The organism is Nostoc piscinale CENA21, assembly GCF_001298445.1.
Lineage (GTDB): Bacteria > Cyanobacteriota > Cyanobacteriia > Cyanobacteriales > Nostocaceae > Nostoc_B > Nostoc_B piscinale_A.
This window is the reverse complement of record NZ_CP012036.1, coordinates 1,400,702-1,427,345: the sequence shown is the minus strand read 5'-3', so window position 1 is coordinate 1,427,345 and position 26,644 is coordinate 1,400,702. Positions and strand designations below refer to the sequence as shown.

Sequence of the window (26,644 nt, the reverse complement as noted above, 5' to 3'; positions counted from 1 at the left end):
GAATAGAGAAAGTTTGACAGTGCTAATTGCGCGTCATTGATAGATTTACCAACATACATTCACAGCCACATTACGCCAATGGGAAAAACTGGGATTAGGTTGTTTGTGGACAGCACCAGGATGTGGAGGAGAGAATATTTAATTGGAATTAGGTATTGTGGGAACGATGATGGGTTTTGATTTATCTTTGTGTAGTTGATTCTCGGCTTGGTTGCGTGCAGTTATCGCCTCTTGATAATCAGGCTTATATTTAATAGCTTGATTATAAGATGCGATCGCTTCTGGATAGCGATTTAAATTGAGTAAGGCATTGCCTCGGCTATACCAACTTTCGTAATGTTTTGGGTTGTAGCGTAATGCCCTATTATAAGCTGCGATCGCTTCTGCATATTTCTGCAAATTGTATTGAGAATTTCCCAAACTGTACCACAGTTGATCAGCGTTGCGTTTAATACTGGCGGCTTTATTATAAGCTGCGATGGCTTCGGCGTAGCGTTGTAGTTGATGTTTTGACCAACCAAGGTTATACCATGCTTGGTAATTATCTGCATCATTTTTGATTACTTGGTTAAATGATTCTACGGCTTCTGCATAGCGGCGTAAGGTAATCAAGACATTACCTCTAGATAACCAAGCTGGATAATAACTCGGCTGGTATTGTACCGCTTTATCATAAGCTCTAAAAGCATCTTCGTAGCGGTTTAAATTTACCAAAGCATTGCCCCGATTATACCATGCTTGATAATAGTCGGATTTGATTTCTAGGGCTTGATCATAAGCTGCGATCGCTTCTTCATAATTTTTTAAATTTTGCCATGCCAAGCCTTTACTATACCAAGCTTCGACATAATCGGATTTTAAATCTATAGCTTTATCGTAAGCTTTAATTGCATTATCATATTGCTTTAATTCTGTAAAAATTTCACCCTTGGCATTCCAAACTTCTGGGTAATCATCATGGAGTTGTAAAGCTTTATCAAAAGCTGCGATCGCTTCTGGATAGCGTTGTAATTTTTGTAAAGTAAAACCTCTGCCACTCCAAGCATCTACATAATCTGGCTGAATTTGAATTGCTTTCTCATAAGCTGTCAAAGCTGCATCATATTGTTTTAATTTAAATAATGTTTTACCTTGTCCATTCCAGCCTTGAGCATAATCAGGTTTAATATTTACTGCTTGTTTATAAACGGATAAAGCATCTTGATAGCGTTGTAATTCAAATAATGTATTTCCTTGTTTAGATAATTCTACAGCATTGTTGGCATTAATTTTATTAATAACAAATAAAGCTGCAATACCAGTGATAGCCAATAAAAAAAAATGCCCATAATAACTTGATAAATAAATTTTTACTATGCTTTTTAAGAGTAAGATTTTTTTGTAAAATGCCCGGAGATATATTGATGGTTTGCTGATCAGGCTGAATGATATTTTTTAAAGCTGCTAATGCTGTTGTTGCTGAAGCATAACGCTGCCGAAAATCATAACAAACCATTTTATTGATAAATTTGACAAAATCTGGCGAAACCTGCACTTTATTTTCCCAGATAATTTCATTTGTCTCAGCATCTTTTTCTAACTCTTCAGCAGGTATTCCCGTCAAAGCTTGAATAGCAATGACACCCACTGCATAGATATCACTGCTAAATTTTGGTGTACCTTGGGCTTGTTCACTAGGGAGATAACCAGGAGTACCAATAGCAACTGTAGCTTTTGTTTGTCCTTCTGGTGTTACTATTTGGGTTGTAATTTGTTTGACCGCCCCGAAATCAATTAAAATTAATCTGCTATCAGAGTCGCGGCGGAGTAAATTGCGGGGATTGATATCACGATGAATGACATTTTGTTGATGAACAAATTCTAAGATTTCGAGTATTTCTTGTAAGAGTAAGATAACTTGGTCTTGACTCAGAGTTTTTCCCGCCATTAACTCTTTAGTTAAATCATGACCGGGAATAAATTCTTGGACAAGATAAAATTCGGCATTTTCTTCAAAATAAGCTAACAGTTGGGGAATGCGATCGTGTGTGCCTAATTTATAAAGAACTTGTGCTTCTGTGTCAAATAACCGCCTAGCTATCTCTAAGGTAGCTGCATTGCTAACTTGGGGTTTGAGTTGCTTGACAACACATTGCGGCGAACCTGGAAGTTGAGTATCACAAGCTACAAAGGTTTCACCAAATCCCCCACCTCCCAAATAGCTAATAATTTGGTATCTTCCAACAAGTGTGTTTCCCAGCATTTCGTTTGCCTAGCTAAATGCAACACGGTCTGATTCCAATATTGCCACAGGGAAAAGTGTGAAGTGTAAAGTATGAAGTATAAAGTGTGAAATTTTGTCTTTTGACTTCTGTATTCAGCATACAGAATACAGAAGTGGTCAGAGTGTGATGACTCATAGTCTAAAAATATGAGCATTTTTGTCTAGGAAAACCTTGATTTACAAAATATTCTGTATTCTGACTTCTGACTCCTAAATTCTTACATTTTGACTAATGACCAATGCCTATGATTTCTATTAGAGATATTGCCTGCTTTGTGGAGATGAATATTGCTATCTTAAGTTTGAGAACAGCGTGAGGAAGTATATAATTAGCTTGCGGAGGTGGTCACTGAGCTTGTCGGAGTGCAGGCTTTTTTTTGTATATCCCCAGACTTCCTAGTCTAAGGGATTTATTAGCTGTATTTTTTGTAGAATTTGGGTGTAATTTCAGCCCAAATAACAGCGTAATTACTATATATCTTACGGCTGAATAGTTTATGTACCCAGTGAGAGATTGCATTTTTGCCCAAAAAAATCCATACTCATTCCAACGATAGGGTCTCTGCCGTTTCAACTGAGATTGTTTATTGCAAGTGGTTTTCAACATGCCAGACCATGACCAAGATGAATTAGCAGCTTTACGGCAGCGTGTTGCAGAGTTAGAAGACTTAGAAATTCAATATCAGTGTCAGCAAGTTGCACTAGAAGCACAATTAACTGAATTACAGACAAAACTGACAGCAAAAAGTCTCAATTCTCATAATCAAGCAGACATAGCATTGACGCTGCAACAACTCCAGCAAGAAAAAGCAGAACGACAACAAGTTGAAATCGCCTTGAAAGAAAGCGAACAACTCTTGAGACTGGCTATTGATGCTGCTTGGATGGGTTTTTGGGACTGGAATATTTTGGCTGATAAATTAATTTGGTCAGAAAGTCATCAACTGCTGTTTGGTTTAACTCCGGGTAGCTTTGAAAATACTTACGCTGCTTTTTTAGCTTGTGTGCATCCTGAAGATAGGCAATCTGTCACAACAAATATTACCACTGCCTTAACCAACAAAACCGACTACAAAGACGAATTTCGGATTATTTGGCCTGACCAAAGTTTGCATTGGATTTCTTCTCAGGGAAGATTTTACTATGACCAGCAAGGACAGGCAATACGGATGTTTGGCGTATGCCTGGATATTAGTGGGCGGAAGCAGACAGAAGAAAACACCCGTCAATTAACTAGCCGAGTCCAAGAACAAGCTAATCTGTTAAATGCTATCCTTGCTACCTCTGTAGATCATATTTATATATTTGATCGCGCTGGTCGCCATCAGTATATTAGTCATGGTGGTGCGGCTATCTTAGGTTTTCAACCGCAAGAAGTTTTAGGTAAAACATTACGAGACTTGAATTTACCCCATGATTTTGCTGCACAAGTGGAAACTCAGCAACAAGCGGTGATGGCTTCTGGGGAATCAATTAAAGATGAATGTCAATTACTGACAATTGAAGGATTACGTGACTACGAATATATTCTCACGCCCCTACGCAATCACGCCCAAAGTATTGAAGGGGTAATTGTCGTTTCCCGTGATATTACAGCCCATAAAAAAGTAGAACAGTCATTACGAGAAAGTGAAGCTCGATTCCGCCGCTTGTTTGAGTCTAACCTGGTTGGGGTGGCTTTTTGGAATATGGAGGGTTTCATCACTGATGCTAACGATGCTTATTTACAGTTAGTTGGTTATACCCGTGATGAGTTTGCAGTTGTGGGGAAAATTGACTGGCGAGAATTTACACCACTAGAATATCAAGATTTAGACGATCGCGCCCTTGCAGATGTCCAGGTTAGTGGAGTTTCGCAGATTTACGAAAAAGAATATGTCCAACGCAACGGTAAGCGAGTAGCCGTTGTTTTAGGGATAGCGTTGTTAACTGACTCTCAAGATAGGGGTGTAGCTTTTGTTTTAGATATTAGCGATCGCAAACGCGCCGAACAAGAACGCGATCAACTTTTGCAAACCGAACGTATGGCGCGTCAAGAAGCAGAAATCGCCAACCGCATCAAAGATGAATTTCTCGCTGTTCTCTCCCATGAATTGCGAACTCCACTCAACCCGATTTTAGGTTGGGCGAAATTGCTGCGAAATCGCAAGTTTGATGAAAAAACTACAAAACAAGCCTTAGAAACAATTGAACGCAACGCCAAATTGCAAACTCAGTTAATCGAAGATTTATTAGATGTTTCACGTATCCTCCAAGGAAAATTAAGCTTAAATGTCTGTCCAGTCAGTTTGGTAATGGTTGTGCAAGCAGCCTTAGAAACAGTACGCTTGGCAGCAGAAGCCAAATCGATTCAAATTCACACTATATTTGACCCCAATATCGGGCAAGTTATGGGTGATGCTAATCGCTTACAACAAGTAATGTGGAATTTACTTTCCAATGCTGTGAAATTTACCCCAAATGCTGGACAGGTAGAAATTCACGTTCAAGAAATTGATGGTCAAGCACAAATTCAAGTCAATGACACAGGTAAAGGCATTTCACCAGAATTTTTGCCTTATGTGTTTGATTACTTTCGTCAAGCGGATGGGACGACAACGCGCAAATTTGGCGGCTTGGGTTTGGGACTGGCGATTGTGCGTCAAGTAGTAGAAATGCACGGCGGTACAGTCAAGGCAGAAGTCCCGGTGAAGGTTGGGTGCTACTTTTACAGTGAGGATACCTTTGATTGTGATTAACGAACCAGTCAGAAGACCAGAAAATGAATTTTTAACAAGTGAATCTGAGTTTGGTCATCTTTCTGGTATCAAAGTTTTAATGGTGGATGACGAACCAGATATCCGCGACTTAATCACATTTATTTTGCATGATTATGGTGTGGACGTTACAGCCGTCACATCCGCCGCCGCCGCCCTTGCTGAATTGTCGCAGTCAGTACCAGATATTTTAATTAGTGATATTGGAATGCCCGAAGTAGATGGTTATATGCTAATTCGTCAGGTACGCCAGCTTACGCCCCAACAAGGAGGTAATGTCCCCGCGATCGCCCTTACAGCCTACGCTGGCGAAATTAACCAACAACAAGCACTTACAGCCGGCTTCCAATTACACGTACCGAAACCAGTTGATCCCGACGCATTAGTAAAAGCGATCGCTAGTTTGGTTAAGTGCTGAGTTGGGAGTGGGGGTAGACAAGGTAGGGAAGGTAGACAAGGTTGAAAGATTGCTTCCGTGTCCCCCTTGTCCCCTCTAGCCCCTAAACCCTTTCATTGTAAACTTTCCACTAAGTAAAATTTACGTAAGTAATGTGACATCTTCGGATATAAGTATTGATAAATCCTTACGTAATCAAATACTGAGAGAATTTTCCCTGAGATAGTACGGAAATAGGAATTTAATCTTTTCGTAAAATAACCAGATTTTTATTGCCGTTTTTTTTTTTCTACTGACAGTATAGAAATGTGCAAAGGCAACGATGACAATCGAGCTTTAAGGAATTAGGGAGTTAATTAGAGATGTAAGGCAGCAAGCTAAATTAGTGTACTTCTTTAATTGAGCTAGTGCGTAGCCACTAAAGCATTTCTGACATTGCAAAAGCTATATAACCTCATAATTTCGATTTATGTTGATTTGCGTAAATATCGCTTTTACAGCGCATTTCGTGCTGCTTCAACATTATGCAAATCAGTAGGAAATCACTTAAAAGAAACTACTGAGGCTATCAAGCTGATTGATATATAACTTGCCATTAATGCAATAACTTGATGTCTACTTTATGAACCACTAAAAATTTCTTTTTAGTGCAGAAATAATTTGGCAAAAAGTTTATTTGCGCTCCCCCCATTTTATGAAACCTATTTCTGGAGAAACTCAACTCATGCTGACAAAATCTTACAAAAAACTATCTCAAGCTACTGCTGGTATTGCCCTTGGTGCTGCAATGTTAGCTACTGTGGGTAATGCACCTGCACAAGCTGTAACTTTAAAAACATTTAATATTTCTGGAGAATTCGCACCTCAAGCTATTTCTGGTTCCACTGGAGTAGCTGTAGATTTACAAAATGGTTCTTTTTTTGGAACTTATACAGTAGATATAGACCAACTACCGACTGCTACAAGCGTCTCTTTGAATGATTGGTCTATCGTTCTCAAAGATGCTTCTAACAATATTTTGAGAACATTTTCTAGCAGCTTGTTGGGACATACTGGTCAAGTAATGCAAAATAATTTGCTATTTAGTAACAACATAGGTACAAGCGAAGGTGAAGTAACAGAAAGTTTTGGATTAAAATTTCCTTCTGGTTTTACAGGCTTACCTATGGCTGTTGCATCTAGCGGAAGATTCAGTAGTGTCATAGACATCAACGATAATTTAACTGCTGGAAGAATAGGAATAACATCTGGAACTGTTGTACCAGTTCCAGAACCTGTTTCTACTGCTGGTGTTGCTGTTGCTGGTGTTGTGGGTTTATGGGTGAAGCGTAAGCAAAAAGCACCCATAGCATAGTTGCATTCCTGAAAGACGGGGATAATTCATAAACTGGATTAGCTTGATTGCAGAGTTCTTTTTTTACGCAAATACGCACTGGGGTTCCTTCTCTCCTCGCAAAGGAACCCTTTTCTTTTGATGACGTTACGAACAAACATAAATCCTGAAACATAAAGAAAACTTTACCAAGTAATGACGGTGCGATCGCTACCTCGAATACTCCTTGGAATTAAGTTGGCTAAATACTGGACATCACCTAGAACTAGAGGTTATGACATAAAGGTCTTATTTGGGACTCGGTATGCACTACCTCAACGATTTAACTTTTCAGCTATTTTGGCATTTGCCGATGAATGTAATGGTGTTGGCGCAGCAAGTTAGTGACCCCAATCTTATGGGTCAGGTGCAGAAAGCTTGGAATCACTTTATACAAACAGGTCAAGTCTGGGCTTTACTGATTGGTTTGGTGATTGGTTGGCTATTTCGCAATCTTACCAGCTACGGTTGACACAGACAGGGGGTTGGTAGTAGGGATTAGAGTATTTGCCTACTTCCAATTCCCCTTTGTTTTATGACGCAACAACAAACCTGGAGCCAGCGATTTGAATCAGCCTTACATCCTGCGATCGCTCGTTTTAATGCCAGCATTAATTTTGATATTGAATTAATCGAATACGACCTGACTGGTTCTCAAGCTCATGCCAAAATGTTGGCGCATACAGGGATCATTTCTGCTGAAGAAGGCGAACAACTCGTTACAGGTTTAGAACAAATTCGTCAGGAATATCGCCAAGGCAAGTTTCAACCAGGAATTGATGCTGAAGATGTACATTTTGCCGTAGAACGACGACTTACCGAAATTGTCGGCGATGTGGGGAAAAAGTTACATACGGCGCGATCGCGTAATGACCAAGTAGGTACAGATACTAGACTTTATCTCCGCGACCAAATTCAGCAAATTCGCACTCAACTGCGAGAATTTCAACAAGTTTTATTAGATATAGCCGAAAATAACATTGAAACCCTGATTCCTGGCTATACTCACCTCCAACGCGCCCAGCCTTTGAGTTTAGCCCATCACTTGTTGGCTTACTTTGAAATGGCACAGCGCGACTGGGAACGTTTGGGTGATGTTTATCGCCGCGTGAATATTTCGCCTTTGGGTTGCGGTGCTTTGGCGGGAACTACTTTCCCCATTGACCGCCATTACACAGCCCAATTGCTAAATTTTGATAATGTTTATGCTAACAGCTTAGATGGCGTGAGCGATCGCGATTTTGCCATTGAATTTTTGTGTGCGGCTAGTTTGATTATGGTTCACCTCAGCCGTCTTTCAGAAGAAGTGATTCTCTGGGCTTCTGAAGAATTTCGCTTCATCACCATCAAAGATAGCTGTGCTACTGGTTCTAGCATTATGCCCCAAAAGAAAAACCCCGATGTACCAGAATTAGTACGCGGCAAAACTGGGCGTGTTTTTGGTCATCTACAAGCAATGTTAGTGATTATGAAGGGCTTGCCTTTGGCGTATAACAAAGATTTACAAGAAGACAAAGAAGGTTTATTTGATGGCGTGAATACTGTCAAAGCTTGTTTAGAAGCAATGACAATCTTGCTACGGGAAGGTTTGGAATTTCGTAGCCAGCGTTTAAACGCAGCCGTCGCGGAAGACTTTTCTAATGCTACCGATGTCGCAGATTATTTAGCTGCTAGAGGTGTTCCCTTTCGAGAAGCTTATAATCTGGTGGGCAAGGTAGTAAAAACTAGTATTGCTGCTGGCAAACTCTTGAAAGATTTAACATTAGACGAATGGCAACAAATACATCCTACATTTGCGGCTGATATTTATGATGCGATCGCCCCACGGACAGTTGTCGCCGCCCGTAATAGTTATGGTGGGACAGGTTTTGCCCAAGTCAGCAAAGCAATTTATAATGCCCGCAATCAAATCAGGGAATAGGTAATAGGTTACATATTATATCATGTCCGGTTAATTAGTTGTGATTCCCACAATCTTTGCACCCCACCCCCAACCCCTCCCCGTTGACGGGGCGGGGAGACATAGCGTAGCTGTGGCGGGGTGGGGTTCTTCGGTTTTTGTAAGTAATCAAGCGGACATGATATTACAAGGTTAAAAGTCTTGTATTGCCTTCATCCTTCAAAAAATAAGAGCGTACATCTGTACGCCCTTAAAATTAGAATCACTTAGAGAATCAGAAACTAAGCTGGCGGCTTACTCAGCGTCAACTGCTGCTGCGCCCTCATCTTCCTCACTCTTCGGTGATCTTTGCTGGAATCTTCTTTGCATTCTTCCCGTTGTAGTCCGTTTACGAAACTTTCTGGCGTATGCCTGGTTCCGTAGCGCCTTTTCTTTTTTCGGGTTACGGCGCTTTGCCATGTTCACCTCATTAATAAACAACAAAAAAAGATAAACTAGGCATCTCTTAGGCATTATCAGCTACTAAGGCTGATGCTATTGATATGATTTTCCCCTAGTTTAGCAGTCTAACTACTTTATTTGAACAGCATACAATTGTATCGCATTAATTTTAAGCATGTCAATATAAATTTTGCTGATTTATATCAGGCGAACAAGTCAAACACTGAAATAATCGCTAAAAGCAGCAATTAGTAAAACTTGAATTGGAAATTTTGAGAATAGCTTTATTTAAAAATCACAGGCGATCGCTAACTCAAAATTAGGACGATGATTTATATAATTTAGATAATGTTTTTCTACAAATAAATCAACTATTTTCTATAAATTAAATATTTCGTCAGGACAATTTCAATATATTCCTATCTATTCACCCACTTAAATAATGTATATAATACTACAAAAATAATTATTTAATTCAGTGCTAAAATTGATATATCATACAAAAACTATTAGATGATATTTGAAAACCATCAAGTATTTTGCTTGATTTTCTTAGTATAAATGTCCTAAATGAGACTCAAACAAATCTAGTTCCTGCGATGCAATGAACTTGTCGAAGTGTTCCCTGTTTCTCGTTCCCTGCGTTTGTGAATTAGTTTGTAAATCAAATAGGACTAGTCTGTGTCAATAGTTATCAGTTAGCCAAGCCTTGTAGCAATTCTTTGGGGAAAGACTTAACTGAATAATTGTCGATGAAAGTGCTTTCTCAATCAGTTGCCAACAAGTTAGTATAGATGTAGACGTATATTAAATTACTAAGTAAATCACTTAATACTTTTCAAATAACCTCTAAGAAGAAACTCTCAAAGCACAAGCATCTTTGTGTGGAATCAATCTCAATAATTAGCTATTTGAGTAAATGCGAGTGCAAGAAATCAAAAAACATAACACCAAAATTTTGAGCTTGAACGTTCTGGCTTTTTTTGGAGCATTTGTCCAGTCTATACGTGGTTTATGGCGCTATGGACAAACAGTATTAGGTATTATTTTTCGTCATCCTATTACTGGTACAAGTATTATTCCGATATTACCTGATGGTCGAATTGTCTTAATTCGCCGACGGGATAATGGTCTTTGGTCATTACCAGGGGGAATGGTGGACTGGGGAGAAGATATTCCCAGTACAGTCGAACGAGAATTGATAGAGGAAACAGGACTGGAATTAGTAACGATTAAACGTTTAGTAGGTGTTTATTCTGCACCAGACAGAGATCCTCGCATTCATTCGATTTGCGTTGTGGTGGAAGCCGAAGTCAAAGGAGAAATGGAAATTCAAGATGCTTTAGAAGTCTTGGAAATTCAAGCTTTTTCTCCGAGTGCTTTACCAACAGGGCCAATGTCCCATGACCATTCTCGACAGCTAAAGGACTACTTAAACGGCTTGACAACACTGGCGTAACAATACTTTAGATTTTCTCTGGGAGTTTTAATTACAAAATCCAATATAAAAACTACAATCTACTATGATGTAATTTTTATATATAAAATGGATACACTACTACGTAACTCCCGCAGAAAACTCTCCCAAGGATTGTTATTTTGGAGCGAAGCTGGTCAAGGTATTCCGGTGGTTTTGTTACATGGCGCTTGGAACGATAGTAGCCAGTGGTCATCAGTAATGGAAAAACTGGCGAAAAATTTCCATTGTTTTGCACCAGACTTGTTAGGCTTTGGGGAGTCTGATAAGCCAAACATTCATCACTCGATAGATTTACAAGTAGAGTCTATCGCGGAACTACTACAAGCCTTAAGACTGGAAAGAGTGTACTTAGTAGGTCATTCTCTAGGAGGTTGGATTGCAGCGAGTTATGCTTTGAAATATCCAGAACAGGTAGAAGGTTTAGTTCTCTTAGCACCAGAAGGTGTAGAAGTTGAGAAACAAGAAAAAACGTTGGCAACAACGACGCAAATTATTAGAATTTTCTCCGTTATTAGTGAAATTTTTCAAATTTATCAGACCCATCATTAAAATATTCGGTTGGCACGAAAAAATCGAGCAAGACTTACAGCAACGTCAACATTTACTCAAATATCCCGCAGCTTGTCAGTTATTATTTCAAAGACAGACAGCAGAAATTAAAGCTGAGTTATTACAAGATAAGTTGCATTTAATTGAAGTTCCCGTGTTAATTTTACAAGGTGGACAAGATACTTCTGATGCTGTTTTTCAAAGCCAAACTTATAAACAATTAATTCCCCAAGTTGATTTTAAATTAGTGGCTCATGCTGGCAATGATTTACCAGAAGAGTGTGCCGGAATTGTGGCAGAAGAGATTCATGATTTTATTAAACATATATGATTCCCCAAAAAATTAAGTTTGGTTCTACAATTAAATGGGCTGTTATTTCAGGGTATAAAGTTTGCAGATAGTTAAATAATAAAGTGCGATCGCCTCCTTTAATCGCCACTTTACTATTAGGATATAAATCCCACCATGCTGTCATAAAATCTTTGATTCCGGCTAACAAGGTGTAGATAACACCACTTTGAATAGCCTCTGGTGTATTTAGTGCAAAACGTGGTGGTAATGAGGTGAAGTTTTGTGTTTCTAATTGTGGTAATTGGCTGGTTTTTTGACCTAAAGTCGCAAATTGTAAACCCAATCCTGGCAAAATTGCACCGCCAACTAAATTCTGTTCGCTATCTGCGCCTGTAAAAGTTAAGGCGGTTCCAGCATCAATGACTAATATGGGAAATCCCAACTTTATACCTGCACCCCACAAAGCTAAGGCGCGGTCAATTCCTAATGTGGGATAGGTATTTTTTAAAGGTACATTCTCTAAGGTAATTACTCGCACATTGGGGTAACTTTGCCAAAGTGCGGTTTGACTGGGAACAACAGAAGCAATTACTAAAGGAAGGGAACTAGGAAGGGTAAAAATCTTGGCTGGGAACTCATCTAAGGTTCGACCGTTACCCAACTGCTGTATAACTGAATCAGGTAGATAGTCTGTATTCCATGTACAGTCAAGGGTTTCGCCTACGAATAATCCCCAATGCAGTCGGGAATTCCCTATCTCCAAAGCCAACCAAGGTTTCTGTATATTCATACCACCCGAACGACTAAAATCGCGGCTATACAAACAAAGTCCGCCTGCGCGGACTAGAGTAGAGTCTAGTTTTTCCAGTCTGGGTTGGCAGGCTTTATTCTTGTAGCTGCGATTCTAATGGTTAGCGCCAGATTTCAATATATGCGGTTTCATTCTTTTGATTTTTTTAAGTTAACTATAGAGTTTTTAATAAAAATTAACATTTAAACCGTGTCAAAATAGAACAAGCGGAATAAATACTCATTGTGTTTGAGAGGGGATTTATGGTATCGCTCACCGAGAAAACGGAAAAACGGCTGACTATACAGACTGAGGATATTGCTCAAGATACGACGGCAATTCGCTCTCTAGATTGGGATCGCGATCGCTTTGATATTGAGTTTGGGTTACAAAATGGTACTACCTACAACTCATTTTTGATTCGCGGTGAGCAGATTGCCTTAGTTGATACCTCCCATGAGAAATTCCGTAAGCTGTATTTTGATACGCTCACAGGGTTGATTAATCCTCAAGATATCAATTATTTGATTGTCAGCCACACTGAGCCAGACCATAGTGGCTTGGTGAAAGATTTGTTACAAATGGCTCCAGAAATTACCGTAGTGGCTTCCAAAGTCGCAATTCAATTTTTGGAAGATTTAGTACATCAGCCATTTAAACGGCAAATTGTCAAAAATGGCGATCGCTTAGATTTAGGTAACGGTCACGAGATGGAATTTGTCATCGCTCCTAATTTACATTGGCCGGATACAATCTTCAGCTTTGACCATAAAACCCAAACTCTTTTCACCTGCGATGCTTTCGGAATGCACTATTGTTCCGATGCGACCTTTGACGAAGACTTAAAAACTATTGAAGCTGATTTTAAATATTACTACGAATGTTTGATGGGGCCGAATTCGCGCTCGGTACTGTCTGCAATGAAGCGGATGGGCGAATTACCTGGGCTGAAAATGATTGCTACAGGTCACGGGCCGTTACTCTATCACAACGTTGAGGAACTTACCCAGCGTTACCGCAAATGGAGTCAGAACCAAGCGAAACCAGAAACTACTGTAGGTGTATTTTACGTTTCAGAATACGGTTATAGCGATCGCCTAGCCCAATCAATTATCAACGGTATCAGCAAAACCGACGTAGCCGTAGAAGTAGTAGATTTGGGTTCAGCAACGGATTTACAAGAATTGCGCGAACTAGTTGGGCGTTGTTCTGGTTTAGTCATTGGTGCGCCGCCATCGGCTGGTGATACCATTGCTCAAGCCGCACTCAGTACCGTGTTAGGTTCTGCTAAAGATAAACAAGCCATTGGTATATTTGAAACTGGTGGCGGTAATGATGAGCCGACTTACCCCCTATTAACAAAATTCCGTGCGTTGGGATTACACGTAGCATTCCCGGTCATCCAACTTAGTGACAAACCCAGCGAAAATACTTACAAGCAGTGTGAAGAAGCTGGCACAGACTTAGGACAATGGGTAACACGCGATCGCAGTATCAAGGCGATGAAATCTCTGAGTGCAGACTTAGATAAAGCCCTAGGTAGACTCAGTGGTGGATTGTATATTATTACTGCCAAAAAAGGCGACGTATCCAGCGCGATGTTAGCTTCTTGGGTAGCGCAAGCCAGCTTCAAACCCTTGGGATTCTCCATCGCAGTCGCTAAAGACCGGGCGATTGAATCCTTAATGCAAGTAGGCGATCGCTTCGTGTTAAATGTCTTAGAAGAAGGCAATTATCAAACACTCATGCGCCACTTCCTCAAACGGTTCGCCCCCGGTGCAGACCGCTTTGCAGGTGTGCGAACCCAGCCCGCCGAAGATGGTACACCTATCCTCGCCGACGCTTTAGCATATATGGAATGCGAAGTCGTCAGCCGGATGGACTGCGGCGACCACTGGGCAGTATATAGCACAGTCAATGGCGGTCGAGTTTCCAAACCTGAATCACTGACAGCCGTGCATCATCGCAAAGTAGGAAATCACTATTAAGGAAGTCTGAAGTCTGAAGTGTACTATTTTCGCTCAAGACTTTTCAAATGAAAAAGACGTTGCACTGCAACGTCTTTTTCATTACTCAGCACTACTTATTGCATCAAAATTTGCCGAGTTAAAATACTCATCACCTCATCTGGATTGTCGGTTGGGAGCAGTGGACTCCAATCTGCAACATTAGCGTAGCCCAGCAGATGCAAGTGATGAATTGTACTGGTGACAGCTTTGGGAGAACCGATGAGTAAATGTTTGATTGGTTCTCTGTGGGGAAATGGCTGTGGTGCGAATTGCTGGCGGCTGGGGCAGTTGGTATTTGCGCCTAAGAACTGCACTAATTTGGATTGGGCAAATTGTAGTAAATATGCAATCATGGTGTTGAAACTCCAGGTTTGGGTTTTTATAAAAGCGATCGCCGCCTTCTTGCCGGAATTACGCGATCGCTTTTATTCAGTTTTGGGTTTAGATAAGGGCGATCGCTTGTTTCTTGGTGGAATTGGGCGATCGCCTTTATCATGACTTTATATTAAAGTATAAAATTATACTTGTCAATCACTAAAGCAAAAAAATTTTATGAGAAATATCCCAATTTTTAGAGAGAAAAATAATGTTTAATTTAGAGAAAATCATTATAATTTTTTAATATAAAAATTGTTAATTTCAACTTGTTTTAATAAGAAGAAAATAGTGATTTAATGAGGTTTTAATATAAATCAAAAATGATAAAATTAATCTTGCAATAATTCGCATATTTAAATACTTTTGTGAAACGGGACTCTATTTATTATCAAATTTTCAAGCGATTTCCGGCGTTAATATTTGAACTCGTTGATAACCGTCCTGTACAGGCGCAAAACTATCGCTTTGAGTCAGTGGAAGTCAAAGAAACCACTTTTCGGATTGATGGGGTTTTCTTACCACCAGAAGACGCAACACCCAAAATTATCTTTTTTGCTGAAGTGCAATTTCAAAAAGATGAGGGTCTTTATCATCGTTTTTTTACTGAATCATTGATGTATTTGAACCGCAATCAATCTCAATACGATGATTGGTACTGTGTGGTAATATTTCCATCACGCTCTTTAGAACCAAACGATAAAAGAACTCATCGCATCTTTTTAAACAGCGACCAAGTGCAGCGCATTTATTTGGATGAATTAGGTACTTCTGATACGCTGCCAATAGGCATCAACTTAATGCAGTTGACAACCGCATCCTCGGAAACAATGGCAGAAAAAGCCAAGCAACTAATTCAACGAGTAAAATTAGAAGAAACAGGCAAACTGCCAAAAACCGAAATCATCGAAATTATTACGACAATTGCTGTTTACAAGTTTTCGTCTTTGAGTCGAGAGGAAGTAGAAGCTATGCTAGGACTGACTATAGAGCAAACAAGAGTATATCAGGAAGCCAAAGAAGAAGGTCGAGAAGAACGGGAAGCTGAAATTTTAAAAGTTGCTGTCCCACTGTTACTAAAAACTGGGATGAGTGTCGAACAGATTGCTCAACAATTTAATGTGGCTGTAGAATCTGTGGAGAAATACAGATAAGATTACCTTTTATGAGTTATGGCGATCGCACTTCATCTTACCCAATAATTAACTAAACAGCCGCTAAGAGCGATCGCCCTAGGTTTAGCGCATCAGTAGTTTTACCAGTAGAATAGACACATAAAATTTTGACGCTATTTGGTTTATTGATAGTGAATTTATGACACTTGATAGCTTCTTGATTGCTGTGGCTACTGTACTGTGGACTAAAGCACAGGAGAAAGTTGGCGAAAACATTGGTGATGTTTTATGGACTGCTCCTGGTAAGTTGATAGAATTACTGCGCCGCAAGAATCAAGCACCATCTCTTACCAGTGATGAACCACAAAGATTAGATTATGGTCAAGCAGTGCTGGAACTGACACAAGCCGCACAAGACCCCGAAATTGCTCAAGCTGTTGTGGATGTGGAAGCAGCAGTTAATAATGATCAGTCTGAAGCTGCTAAGGAAATTAAACATAAAGCAGATGAAATTAAATCTCATCCGTCAGTTGTAAATAACTTTGCGAAGTTAGCAGAGAACCTCACTGTAAAGAAAGGTGGAATTGCTGGTCAATCAATCACTATTGGGACAATCAATAACAACTGACTACAGTCGTCTCCAGGGGAGGAGGGGACAAAGTTAACTCCCGATGACTGGCGTGAAGTCTGTCGTGAAATAATTGCAGAACGGCGAAAGCTGACAACAAATCCTTTGACATCAACTGAAGGCGTTGCACTGCAAGTTGATGATGTATATATACCACTGGGATTAGTTGAGCGTAAAAAACAGTCGAAGCCTCAAGGTGATGTTTTTCCAGAACAGGGTTCAGAACTGTACAAGGAGACAGAAATCACTAAAACATTTGAGCATGATGCTTTTTTAGAAGAAGTTCTCAAACAGCAGAACACGCCAAAAAGCAAAGGTAAGCGAATTGCAATTATTGGTGAACCAGGCGCAGGAAAGACAACACTATTACAGCAGATAGCGGATTGGGTATCGCGTGAAATTGCCCAGTCGATTGTGATTTGGGTATCTTTAGCAGATTTGCAAGGGCAAAAATTAGAGGAATATCTATTAAAGACTTGGCTAACTGCTGCTGTGAGGAAAAAAGGTAAAGCTAAACCTACTCAGCAACAGGAAAATGATTTTGTTGCTTTGTTTAAACAAAATCATATCTGGCTGGTACTAGATGGATTAGATGAAATGTCTGCATCTTCAGGGAATCCGCTAACAGAAATTGCCCGACAATTTCGTGAATCAGGATTAATTAGTCAAGCGCGAATTGTGTTAACTTGTCGGGTTAATTTGTGGGATGGCGGTATTAATGCACTTGATAATTTTGATATTTATCGCACTTTAAATTTTTCTTATCCAGAACAAGTAGAGAGATTTATTCACAAATGGTTTGCGGCTAATCCCGAAGCTGGAAAGCAGCTATGTAATGCTTTGAAAGAACCAGGTAAAGAACGGATTCAAGATTTAGTAAAAAATCCTCTGCGGTTGACGCTGCTGTGCTTTAATTGGCAATCAGGAGATGGCAAGTTACCAGAGACACAAGCAGGACTTTATCAGCGATTTGTTGATGATTTTTACAAATGGAAACAAGACGAATTTCCTACAACATCTCACCAAGAGCAAAAACTCAATATCAAACTTGGGGAATTAGCTAAAACAGCAATAGATAAAGAAACAAGGCGTTTTCGCTTGCGGCAAGATTTGGTTAATTCCGTTTTTAAGAAAGAAGAAGATGAGGTGCTGCTGAAATTGGCACTAAATCGCGGCTGGCTGAACTGTATAGGGGTAGATGAGCAGAAAGTTTACGCTTTCTTTCATGCTTCATTTCAAGAGTATTTTGCTGCTACAGCAGTTGATGACTGGCACTTTTTTCTCAACCACGTTCCCAAAAATCCGAATCAAGGAACTTATCGTATCTTTGAGCCACAGTGGAAACAGCCTTTTTTGCTCTGGCTTGGACGAGAAGAGTTAGCTAAAGATAATAAACAAGCGTTAATTACAGCTTTAATTAAATTTAGAGATAGATGTGGAGTAAGGTTTTTTCACAATAAAGTAAACAAAGGTTTTTATGAGTATCGAGCGTACTTTCTAGCCGCAGCAGGAATTACAGAGTTTAAGGATTATTCAAGAACAGATGAAATAGTAGTCCAAATCGTTAATTGGACTATTAATGGTCTAAGCTCCATTGAAGAGCAAGCTAGGTTAACACTGCAACAAACAGATCGTACACAAGTAATAGATGCTCTGGAGATACTGTTGGATTCAAAAGATGTGTTTGATATTCACGTCTGCCAGATAGCAGACAATTTAGGACAACTCGACCCTGGTAATAAAAGTGCGATTGCGGCATTGGTAAAATTACTTCATTCAACTGATGAGTATTATGAGATTATCCGTTGGCTGGCAGCAAAAAGCTTAGGACAAATCGACCCTGGCAACGAAAAGGCGATCGCAGCATTGGAACATCTGCTGCAATTAACTGATTTGCATAAGAATACATATATGCAAGCAGCAAAAAGCTTAGGGCAAATAGACCCTGGTAATCAAAACGCAATTGCCGCTTTGGTGCAGGTGCTGCAATCAAGCGAATTAGATGAGGATATACGTTGGCAAGCAGCCCATAGTTTACAAGAAATCGGCACAGGTAATAAAAATGTAATTGTCGCTTTGGCGCAACTGCTGCAATTAACTAATTTAGAAAAGGATACCCGTAAGATGGCGGCATCTATTTTACGGGAAATAGGTACTGGTAATGAAAATGTTAGTGCCATCTTAGTACAACTGCTGCAATTACCAAACCTTGATCAAGATACCCGTTGGCTGGCTGCATATAGCTTACAGGAAATCGGCACTGATAATAAAAATGTGATTGTCGCTTTAGCACAACTGTTACAATCAACAGACTTAGACGAAGACACCCGTATTATGGTGGCATATAGCCTCTGGGAAATTATCATTAGTAGTGAAAATGAGATCGCCACTTTGGTAAAACTAATAGAATCAAAAAAAATTTGATCACGAGATTTGTAGACAAGCAGCATTTAGGTTAGGGCAAATCGATCCTGGTAATGCACAAGCGATCACAGCCTTGGTGCAAATACTTCAATCACCACAAGTGGATGTTAGTATCCGTATGTATACAGCAGAAAACTTAGGGCAAATCGATCCTGGCAATGAGCTTACCATTGCTACCTGGGTGCAACTAATAGAATCAACACAAATGGATGACTACATCTGTAAGCGGGCAGCACAAAATTTAGGAAAAATTGGTAGAGGCAATAAGAAAGCGATTGCTGCTTTGGAAAAACTGCTGGAATTAATCTATTTAAATGACGACACCCGTATGTGCATAGCAGAAAACTTAGGGCAAATTGACCCTGGTAATGATGGTGCAATCACGACCTTGGTACAACTGCTAGAATCAGCACAAGTGAATAGAGATACGCGTAGGCTAGCAGCACGAGGCTTAGGGAACATTGGCACAGGTAATGAAAAAGCTATCATCGCTTTAGTGCAAATACTACAATCAAAAAACGAGGATAGCCTCATCGGTAGGTTAGTAGAAGAAAGCTTAGGACAAATTCTCGATAATAAGTATCAATTTGCGGTAGTTCAAACTTTAAGTGGTTATCAGCAATTTGATGATAATTGCTACAATGTTTTGTGGAATTGCGCCCAGAATATGCCTTACCCCGATTTCTATCAAGCTTGGCATCAGCATAATTTTGCTACTCGTGCAATGCGAAGCTTAAAGAAAATCTTCTCCACTAGAATAATTTAAGCACTTTTGCAACAGCAACGTTACTAATTAAGTTCTTGTGGTAACAACAGCTTTTCCATTCGTCACGAACCAAGAAGCAGACGTTAAGAATAAAGTTGTTGTCGTTACCACAGCTTATCCGTTCGTCACGAACCAAGAAGCAGACGTTACGACAGCTTATTCATTTGTGGCGATCGCTTATGTTGTCGTTACGCCTGCATTAACAAAACTTATGAATGTATTTGTTGTCGTAACGACAGCTTGTTCATTTGTAGCGATCGCTTATGTTGTCGTTAGCACAGGATAAACAAAACTTATGAATACAAGCGTTAAACTGTATATTTATAGTCATTGTTTACAAAAATTCTAAAAATCATCTATCTGAGCGTATTTTAAACTTCAATTCTCCACGCAGTATAGGCAAAGTCCTATACTATTAACAGCAAACTCAGATTCACGCCAATGAAAGCAATTGAGGTTCAAGGAACTGTTGATGAACTTGGTCAACTTTCCTTAGACGAACCGTTAACCATAGCAAAACACAGCCGCGTCCGAGTCATTGTCCTCATTACAGAAGAGAATGAAGATGATGAGGAACTTGTTGAATCAGCAAAAGAAAGTTTTCGTCAAGGTTGGTACGATGCGATGAATGGAAATACTGTACCTATTTCTCAACTTTGGCAAGGGATTGATGCAGAGTGAGCCACCATTGATTCAGGTTGAAGCTACTGCTAAATTTCAACGCAACCTGCGTATTCTAGCCAAGAAGTATCGCAGTATCCGTAATGATGTACAGCCAGTTGTAGAACAACTGCAATCAGGGGAATTACCAGGAAACCCAATACCTGGAGTTGGATACATAATTTTTAAGCTACGAGTTAAAAATAGTGATGTTCAAAAAGGTAAAAGTGGTGGGTATCGAATAATTTATTATGTCAAGACAGATACAAATATTATTCTAATAACCATTTACTCGAAATCCGAGCAAAAAGATATATCAGCAGAAGAGATTAAACAAATATTAGCTGATTTTGAGCAACAGCAGGAAGAATAGGCGATCGCTTTCGCAAATCCCAATCTCAGCAAGATGCGATCGCTAGTACAGGTCGGCGTAAATAAACAGACCATAAGAAATTGCTAAAAGGTTTGTGGTATCAATATTCTTTCTTTTTCCTTTTGACTTTTAACTTTTGCCTTGTTGTACTAGATATCTGCAATTAATTTTGTTATCCTCTTCATAAGAAATGCTAAAAATTTAATCAACACAATTAAGCTTTAATTTAAATGGGTACTCTTGTGCGGCAATTGTGGACTTCTGTGTAGCAATTGCTGTTTAATTCAAGATAAATGCTTAAAAATAAAGAATTTATTCAAAAATTATGCCAGATACTAAACCGCGTGACGTGCAGATTCTACCCATTGCTACCGATACAACTGTAATGCGATCGCGCAGTTGGGCAAGACTGAGATTTGAAATAGAATATGCCTTAGCCAAAGGAACTACAGCTAACTCTTATTTAATTCAAGCAGATAAAATTGCTTTGATTGACCCGCCTGGGGAGACTTTCACGCAAATTTATCTGGATGCGTTGCAACAGCGTATTGATGTAACAGCAATTGATTATGTCATTCTCGGTCACATCAACCCTAACCGCGCCGCTACTTTAAAAGCTTTACTAGAAATTGCACCCCAAATTACTTTTGTTTGTTCTAACCCTGGGGCGATAAATTTACGCGGTGCTTTAGAAAATCCCGACTTACCAATTATTGTGATGCGGGGGGATGAAACCCTTGATTTGGGTAAGGGACATAACCTGCAATTCATCCCTACACCCAACCCCCGCTACGCCGATGAACTCTGCACCTACGACCCCCAAACTGAAATTCTCTATACAGATAAGTTATTTGGGGCGCATATCTGCGGCGACCAAGTATTAGATGAAGGCTGGGAAATTATTAACGAAGACCGCCGTTATTATTATGACTGTCTCATGGCTCCCCATGCGCGGCAGGTGGAAACAGCATTAGAAAAACTGGCGGATTTTCCAGCACGTTTGTATGGTACTGGACACGGGCCTTTGGTACGTTACGGCTTAATTGAGCTAACTAAAGCTTATCGCCAATGGAGTCAACAGCAAACCTCTGCTGACTTGACAGTAGCCTTAATTTATGCGTCGGCGTATGGCAATACTGCCACCTTAGCCCAAGCGATCGCCCGTGGCATTACAAAAGCTGGTGTGGCAGTAGAATCAATTAACTGCGAATTTACCGAACCCGAAGAAATCCGCGCGGCTGTGGAAAAGTCGGCTGGTTTTGTCATGGGTTCGCCAACTCTGGGCGGTCACGCACCCACACCAGTACAAACAGCTTTAGGGATTGTTCTCTCCACCGCCACGAATAATAAACTAGCGGGTGTGTTTGGTTCCTTTGGTTGGAGTGGTGAGGCTGTCGATTTAATTGAAAGCCGACTCAAAGATGCAGGCTATCGCTTTGGTTTTGATACCATCCGCGTTAAGTTTAAACCTGACGATGCGACTCTGCAATTGTGCGAAGAAGCCGGAACCGACTTTGCCCAAGCCTTGAAGAAAGCCCAAAAAAGTGCGATCGCAAAGCGTCCCCGCGACCAATGTCGAACAAGCAGTTGGACGCATCGTTGGTTCTCTGTGTGTGCTGACAGCTAAACAAGAAGATAGAGCCAGTGCGATGTTAGCCTCATGGGTAGCCCAAGCCAGCTTTAATCCGCCGGGGTTAACTATTGCCGTTGCCAAAGAACGGGCGGTAGAACCACTGACTCACTCTGGTAATGAATTTGTCCTGAACATTCTTAAAGAAGGCAGTCACATAGGGTTGATGAAACATTTCCTCAAACCCTTCGGCCCTGGAGAAGACCGATTTGCAGGTGTCGCCACCGAAGAAAGTAAAAATGGTTCTCCAATTCTGGCAGATGCTTTAGCATATCTGGAGTGTAAAGTGCAGAACCGAATGGAATCGGGAGATCACTGGTTAGTTTATGCCACTGTAGAGGACGGTAAGGTGTTAAATCAAGATGGTGTGACGGCTGTGCATCATCGCAAGACAGCTACGCATTATTGAGTGCTGAGTAGGGAGTAGAGGGAGACAAGGTAGAGGGAGTAGACAAGGTAGAGGGAGTAGACAAGGTAGAGGAGGGAGACAAGGTAGAAATAGAAATATTGCTCCCTTGTCCCCCTACACCCTGCACCCCTACACCCGCCCCTGCCTTCCTCTTCCCTCCTGCCTCCTGCCTCCTGCCTCCTGCCTTCTTCCCCCGCCAAATCAGCCAACTGCGGCCAATACGCCACAGCCGTTTGCCAATCAGCATTGTGTAGGCTATAGACAATGGTTGGTTGTGTAGTTTGCCAACTGCCTTCTTGAGGATATATATAGATGTTGCCGGATGTTAATATTCGTCCGTCAGCGTGGAGTAATTTGCCGCGACGCAATAGCCAAAGTCTAGTGTCTTGAAATAATTTAGCTGGAGGTGCGCCAGTCTCTAAATTGTGTCGCCGAAAGAGAGATAAAGCTTGAAGCATCTCTTCGACAGAGCCATTGAGGGTGATGGGCGCACTTTGGCAACATAATAAAAGTAAGTTCCAAAGTTCGGCTCTTTTTTGCAGGCGATCGCTCATACTAGGATATTGCTGCATCATCGCCTGCAACAGTGCTTCCGGTAAATAGCCTAATTTGAGGTTAACAGAAGCCCTCGCCACGTAAGAACGAAACTCTTCTTCGGGAAACAATGTTGATTCACCAAACGCACCCCCAGCTGTGAGGGTAGTGATTAAGTTATTGGCATTATCCAACAGTCTCACTTTCCCAGTAACAATAATATAAATCCCTGGATTTGCGCTTGTTGCTTGCCAAAATTGTTTAGCAACAGGCGGTTCGACAATTTGCACTTCTGTCAAGCATCTTTCCATATCTTGACTTGATAATGTCTCGCCCAAAGTATGAGTAATTTGTTGCGCTAACTGTTCTTGAGAAAATCCTAATGGCATTTTTCCACCTTCAGAAATTGGATCTATACAAATTAGATCCCCCCCGCCTACGGCGACACCTGAAAAAAGGGGTAAAAAATGTTATATATAAGCCCCCCTTTTTAAGGGGGGTTGGGGGGATCTAAAATTCTTCAAGGTCATAAAGAGTATTTTCAAAACCAAGTTTAGGGGCTAAGAGTAATTATTAAAACTTCTGCCTCCTGCCCCCTGCCTTCTGCCTTTTATTGATTTGTCTGCATTAAATTAAATGACCAAGGAAAAGTAGGCTCACTGTGAGTTTGTAAGTCACCAATAGTAATACTGTTATCTTTTGTCTCTTCTATTTTTTGTTGGTTGGAACTTTTAGGTTTAGTCGAAAGTCCCATTTGTTTGAGTAGACGATTAACATGGCGATCGCTAATCGAAATCCCCAATTCATTTGCTAAATGTTTGCTTAACCATTGGGCTGTCCAATAAGTAAATGCGTAGCCATAATCACGCGGACTATGACTTACCAATTCTTTCAATCTATCCATATATTGAGCATTCACAATTTTTGGTCTCCCAATTGGTCGCTCATTCCATTTATGCGCTAAACCTGCTTCTGCTATGCCAATCCAGTAACGTGCCATTTCTTGAGAACAACCCACAATTTCACATATTTGAGTTTGAGATTTACCCATATCTGCCAGCAACATAATTTCAATTCTGCGGAGATATTCTGGCTGTAAATTACTTTGTAAGTTTTTCAACAAAGCTTTCCTTTGAAAAGGTGTTAAAAACTTACTGTCTTGCGGATCGTAATTTTCTAAACCTTGGTATTGGCTAGAATAGTTTGACATAATTACTACCAGTTATTGTTGACAGTTGTGTGTTTGATGAGAAGTCAGAATTTGGCAATGATGAAGAGATAAACGTACTCTTGAAAACCTGTTGATTTTGAAGGCTGACTTCTGACTGATGAAAAATGAAAACTTTTAGCCGACGTTGAATGTTTACCCCTTGATATTTGTGAATAATCAGGGGAACTTTTCATATTGCATTTGTTGGGACAATCTAGGATTTTGTCTGAATAGCTGCTACTAGAATCATCAAATTACAAGTATTTCTAGTAGTAACTATTCTACCTTTAGAGAAAAATTGTGTTAAAAACTGCGCTCCTAAATTGTGAGCGCAGAGCATTGAGCAGTAGTAGTTTATAAACTTGACAAAATATTTAGCCAGCATAGCTGTTGTTTGCCTCAATGAACAGCAGTTTCTGGTAAACACCTAAACACAATAAACTATGAACTAGTAAGACTGAATACTGTGGCAAACTTTCCTATAGTTTGGTGTAACGCTGGTATTAGTTTCACAAAATTGCTTGATGAGTATAGGAAAGTAAGTTATAAGAGAAATTTTGCCGAAAACCTGTAGTTCCTCACTTTGTTAAGTTAGCCTAACTGTTATTCTTTTAAGAATTTTTCTAAATATAGTCAATAGGTTTTATGAAAAAAAGGTGAACTTAATGAAAAAAATATATTTTCTTTATCAAAAATTTAATAATCAGATTTATGTCAAATAAAATAACCAATATTTAGGACAAAAAGTACATTAAAAAATATGGCAGTGTTTAATATATCCCAGTAAGTGCATTCAAGATAGGTTGGATGAAGCGGAGCGAAACCCAACCTATAATTTTTTTTACAATATTTTAGCTTAGTATGAATTATTAGCTTAAATCTAAGTATCCTCTGAGCCATTGAGTTATTTGATATTGAGAATACATTGCAGTTCTGTATTCAGCCAATGGAGAAACATTTTATTCATAATCTCTTGATATCTTTCTTTGTTTAATTCAGCCGGGATAAATTCTTCAACTAAAAAAAAGGTGATAACCTTGCTCGGTTTTGTAAGGTAATGTTACCTGTTGTGGTACTGCTCGAAATACAACAGTGGCTATATCTGGTTGGAGCGCAAAACGCTCAACTATACCTTCATATCCACATTTACGCCGACGATTAATATCAATATCATAAATTTTGGCGGTATGATAAAAACTAATTTCACCATCTTCAATTTGATAGTATAGCTCTTGTGCCAATGTTTCTGAGTCAATGATCATTTGATACAAAATCACTTGCTCAAATTCGGCACGATTTTGCTGAAAAAAATGCTCTACTTTATCTGCAAATAATACTTGTGCGAGTTTGTGAGATAATAAGCGATCGCAAATTCCCCTTTCCCAATCATTAGGCGTAATTAATTGATCAGCTAACCACTCCAGTGTATCTGCGGCTCTTTCTAAATGTCTTTCCCGGCGCTGCTTTTCTGCTTCCGCTTCAATTTCTGCCGATGTGATGGTAATACCTCTAGCCTCGGCGGTTTGCCGGATAATTTTGTGAAATAAAATCTGTTGATATACTTCCTTCAACCTCATTTCTTTTTTGAGGAATTGCATCACTTCCTCTGATTCAAGCAAAACTTTTGACAAATCACTCATTGGTATTAGTACAACTTAAGAACATACCAGCTTATATAAAAAACTGGAAGCTATTTGGGCTTTTAGCTTCCAGCCAATACTGTATCCATTATGTGTTATTACAGCAGAGATTATCCTGTTTGGTAGAACTAGGATTTAGAGCATCAAAACAAAAGTGTAGTAGTTATATGCTCTATCAGTTACAACAACTGTTAACTGTTAGGTTGTCTATTTCTCTAACTACAAAAGTATGGAAGGCTCTACTAAGTTTCCCCCACCATTGAGAAACTGACTAGAGGGCATTTAAAGTTAAAGTTGCGGAAATCCAACTTTTTAACTTGTTAATGCTCAGGCTTCCTGAGAAACAAAACCACCAGTAGCAACAGTTCGATTGTCTGTCTTGGTTTCAGAGTTATGTACTCTTTGGGATACTGACTGCTTCAGCAAAAACAATCAGTTAAATGTATTTCATAGTCAGATATTCAATGATTTTATCATTGTTGATGAGCTTATTGACTCATCTGCTCTATGTATAATTTAAATGATATTGATAGTTTAAATTTGCCATTTTGGCACATTTTGGTAGATATTTTTATCCTTAATTTCAATCTTTATACCAAGGCTAAATTAGACTCTCTATACTCTAGAAGCT

Annotated in this window: 19 protein-coding genes and 4 pseudogenes; 16 read left to right on the top strand and 7 right to left on the bottom strand. The window is 39.8% G+C overall.

The features are described from left to right. Positions 1-138 precede the first annotated feature (138 nt). Positions 139-1,311 carry a tetratricopeptide repeat protein gene (locus tag ACX27_RS33435; protein ID WP_235526528.1) on the bottom strand — a complete coding sequence of 391 codons (1,173 nt, stop codon included), beginning with the start codon at positions 1,309-1,311 and terminating at the stop codon, positions 139-141. Then, entirely contained in the window at positions 1,274-2,242 is a 969-nt protein-coding gene (locus tag ACX27_RS33430) for a serine/threonine-protein kinase (RefSeq protein ID WP_235526527.1), read from the bottom strand. The genes ACX27_RS33435 and ACX27_RS33430 overlap by 38 nt, the downstream gene beginning before the upstream one ends. Positions 2,243-2,868: 626 nt before the next feature. On the opposite strand from ACX27_RS33430, the pseudogene ACX27_RS06285 reads away from it, so the two are divergent. From ACX27_RS06285 to ACX27_RS06255, 6 genes and pseudogenes are all read left to right on the top strand, one after another. Further along, positions 2,869-5,437, top strand: a pseudogene (locus tag ACX27_RS06285) (hybrid sensor histidine kinase/response regulator). 673 nt (positions 5,438-6,110) lie between these two features. Continuing rightward, on the top strand, positions 6,111-6,770 hold the full coding sequence (locus tag ACX27_RS06280) for a PEP-CTERM sorting domain-containing protein (RefSeq protein ID WP_062289803.1): 660 nt from the start codon (positions 6,111-6,113) through the stop codon (positions 6,768-6,770). 283 nt (positions 6,771-7,053) lie between these two features. Beyond that, positions 7,054-7,260 carry a hypothetical protein gene (locus ACX27_RS06275; protein ID WP_062289799.1) on the top strand — a complete coding sequence of 69 codons (207 nt, stop codon included), beginning with the start codon at positions 7,054-7,056 and terminating at the stop codon, positions 7,258-7,260. Positions 7,261-7,323: 63 nt separating this feature from the next. Beyond that, the gene (gene argH, locus ACX27_RS06270; RefSeq protein ID WP_062289796.1) at positions 7,324-8,709 is read left to right on the top strand and encodes an argininosuccinate lyase; all 1,386 of its coding nucleotides are present in this window, start codon (positions 7,324-7,326) and stop codon (positions 8,707-8,709) included. Positions 8,710-10,093: 1,384 nt separating this feature from the next. After that, entirely contained in the window at positions 10,094-10,588 is a 495-nt protein-coding gene (locus ACX27_RS06260) for an NUDIX hydrolase (protein ID WP_062298188.1), read from the top strand. 87 nt (positions 10,589-10,675) lie between these two features. Continuing rightward, a pseudogene (locus tag ACX27_RS06255) lies at positions 10,676-11,489 on the top strand (alpha/beta fold hydrolase). On the opposite strand, the gene ACX27_RS06250 reads toward ACX27_RS06255, so the two are convergent. After that, positions 11,476-12,240: a pantothenate kinase gene (locus ACX27_RS06250; RefSeq protein WP_062298186.1), complete on the bottom strand. Its 765-nt coding sequence runs from the start codon at positions 12,238-12,240 to the stop codon at positions 11,476-11,478. The pseudogene ACX27_RS06255 and the gene ACX27_RS06250 overlap by 14 nt on opposite strands. A gap of 263 nt (positions 12,241-12,503) precedes the next feature. Here ACX27_RS06250 and ACX27_RS06245 point away from each other — a divergent pair, with 263 nt between their 5' ends. Beyond that, positions 12,504-14,228 carry a diflavin flavoprotein gene (locus tag ACX27_RS06245; protein WP_062289790.1) on the top strand — a complete coding sequence of 575 codons (1,725 nt, stop codon included), beginning with the start codon at positions 12,504-12,506 and terminating at the stop codon, positions 14,226-14,228. 95 nt (positions 14,229-14,323) lie between these two features. Here ACX27_RS06245 and ACX27_RS06240 read toward each other — a convergent pair whose 3' ends face one another. Beyond that, positions 14,324-14,602 (bottom strand): hypothetical protein, encoded by a 279-nt coding sequence (locus ACX27_RS06240; protein WP_062289787.1) that lies wholly within the window; start codon positions 14,600-14,602, stop codon positions 14,324-14,326. Between ACX27_RS06240 and ACX27_RS32265 the strand changes: the two genes are divergently transcribed. The 9 genes and pseudogenes from ACX27_RS32265 to ACX27_RS06205 all read left to right on the top strand — a co-directional run bounded on the left by ACX27_RS32265 (position 14,601) and on the right by ACX27_RS06205 (position 22,629). Then, positions 14,601-14,747, top strand: a complete 147-nt coding sequence (locus tag ACX27_RS32265) for a hypothetical protein (RefSeq protein ID WP_158507349.1) — start codon at positions 14,601-14,603, stop codon at positions 14,745-14,747. The two genes, ACX27_RS06240 and ACX27_RS32265, sit on opposite strands and share 2 nt — an antisense overlap. Before the next feature lie 245 nt (positions 14,748-14,992). Then, complete coding sequence (locus ACX27_RS06235; RefSeq protein WP_062289784.1) at positions 14,993-15,778, top strand: Rpn family recombination-promoting nuclease/putative transposase; 786 nt, start codon at positions 14,993-14,995, stop codon at positions 15,776-15,778. A gap of 160 nt (positions 15,779-15,938) precedes the next feature. Further along, the gene (locus tag ACX27_RS06230) at positions 15,939-16,367 is read left to right on the top strand and encodes a hypothetical protein (protein ID WP_062289781.1); all 429 of its coding nucleotides are present in this window, start codon (positions 15,939-15,941) and stop codon (positions 16,365-16,367) included. A gap of 105 nt (positions 16,368-16,472) precedes the next feature. Next, positions 16,473-18,791 carry an NACHT domain-containing protein gene (locus ACX27_RS06225; RefSeq protein ID WP_235526526.1) on the top strand — a complete coding sequence of 773 codons (2,319 nt, stop codon included), beginning with the start codon at positions 16,473-16,475 and terminating at the stop codon, positions 18,789-18,791. 76 nt (positions 18,792-18,867) lie between these two features. Beyond that, the gene (locus ACX27_RS33425; RefSeq protein WP_235526652.1) at positions 18,868-19,557 is read left to right on the top strand and encodes a HEAT repeat domain-containing protein; all 690 of its coding nucleotides are present in this window, start codon (positions 18,868-18,870) and stop codon (positions 19,555-19,557) included. 37 nt (positions 19,558-19,594) lie between these two features. After that, positions 19,595-19,843 (top strand): hypothetical protein, encoded by a 249-nt coding sequence (locus tag ACX27_RS06220; RefSeq protein ID WP_062289779.1) that lies wholly within the window; start codon positions 19,595-19,597, stop codon positions 19,841-19,843. A gap of 155 nt (positions 19,844-19,998) precedes the next feature. Then, entirely contained in the window at positions 19,999-20,238 is a 240-nt protein-coding gene (locus ACX27_RS06215) for a type II toxin-antitoxin system RelN family antitoxin (protein WP_062289776.1), read from the top strand. Beyond that, positions 20,228-20,590: a type II toxin-antitoxin system RelE family toxin gene (locus ACX27_RS06210; RefSeq protein ID WP_062289774.1), complete on the top strand. Its 363-nt coding sequence runs from the start codon at positions 20,228-20,230 to the stop codon at positions 20,588-20,590. Before ACX27_RS06215 ends, ACX27_RS06210 begins: the two co-directional genes overlap by 11 nt. Before the next feature lie 325 nt (positions 20,591-20,915). Next, positions 20,916-22,629 (top strand): annotated as a pseudogene (locus ACX27_RS06205) (diflavin flavoprotein). On the opposite strand, the gene ACX27_RS06200 reads toward ACX27_RS06205, so the two are convergent. The 3 genes and pseudogenes from ACX27_RS06200 to ACX27_RS06190 all read right to left on the bottom strand — a co-directional run bounded on the left by ACX27_RS06200 (position 22,623) and on the right by ACX27_RS06190 (position 26,013). Beyond that, a complete protein-coding gene (locus ACX27_RS06200) occupies positions 22,623-23,552 on the bottom strand; it encodes a cyclic nucleotide-binding domain-containing protein (RefSeq protein ID WP_062289771.1) in 930 nt (309 codons plus the stop codon). The pseudogene ACX27_RS06205 and the gene ACX27_RS06200 overlap by 7 nt on opposite strands. A 221-nt stretch (positions 23,553-23,773) precedes the next feature. Continuing rightward, a complete protein-coding gene (locus ACX27_RS06195) occupies positions 23,774-24,373 on the bottom strand; it encodes a helix-turn-helix domain-containing protein (RefSeq protein ID WP_062289769.1) in 600 nt (199 codons plus the stop codon). Positions 24,374-25,277: 904 nt separating this feature from the next. Further along, a pseudogene (locus ACX27_RS06190) lies at positions 25,278-26,013 on the bottom strand (peptidylprolyl isomerase). Positions 26,014-26,644: the final 631 nt, after the last annotated feature.

Excerpts from the sequence above, each read along its gene's own strand:
- ACX27_RS32265 (WP_158507349.1), top strand. The coding sequence starts at position 14,601 with ATGGTGTTGAAACTCCAGGTTTGGGTTTTTATAAAAGCGATCGCCGCC.
- ACX27_RS06250 (WP_062298186.1), bottom strand. The coding sequence starts at position 12,240 with ATGAATATACAGAAACCTTGGTTGGCTTTGGAGATAGGGAATTCCCGA.
- ACX27_RS06245 (WP_062289790.1), top strand. The coding sequence starts at position 12,504 with ATGGTATCGCTCACCGAGAAAACGGAAAAACGGCTGACTATACAGACT.
- ACX27_RS06210 (WP_062289774.1), top strand. The coding sequence starts at position 20,228 with ATGCAGAGTGAGCCACCATTGATTCAGGTTGAAGCTACTGCTAAATTT.
- ACX27_RS06240 (WP_062289787.1), bottom strand. The coding sequence starts at position 14,602 with ATGATTGCATATTTACTACAATTTGCCCAATCCAAATTAGTGCAGTTC.
- ACX27_RS06275 (WP_062289799.1), top strand. The coding sequence starts at position 7,054 with ATGCACTACCTCAACGATTTAACTTTTCAGCTATTTTGGCATTTGCCG.
- ACX27_RS06195 (WP_062289769.1), bottom strand. The coding sequence starts at position 24,373 with ATGTCAAACTATTCTAGCCAATACCAAGGTTTAGAAAATTACGATCCG.
- argH (WP_062289796.1), top strand. The coding sequence starts at position 7,324 with ATGACGCAACAACAAACCTGGAGCCAGCGATTTGAATCAGCCTTACAT.
- ACX27_RS06215 (WP_062289776.1), top strand. The coding sequence starts at position 19,999 with ATGAAAGCAATTGAGGTTCAAGGAACTGTTGATGAACTTGGTCAACTT.
- ACX27_RS33430 (WP_235526527.1), bottom strand. The coding sequence starts at position 2,242 with ATGCTGGGAAACACACTTGTTGGAAGATACCAAATTATTAGCTATTTG.
- ACX27_RS06230 (WP_062289781.1), top strand. The coding sequence starts at position 15,939 with ATGACACTTGATAGCTTCTTGATTGCTGTGGCTACTGTACTGTGGACT.
- ACX27_RS06200 (WP_062289771.1), bottom strand. The coding sequence starts at position 23,552 with ATGCCATTAGGATTTTCTCAAGAACAGTTAGCGCAACAAATTACTCAT.
- ACX27_RS06280 (WP_062289803.1), top strand. The coding sequence starts at position 6,111 with ATGAAACCTATTTCTGGAGAAACTCAACTCATGCTGACAAAATCTTAC.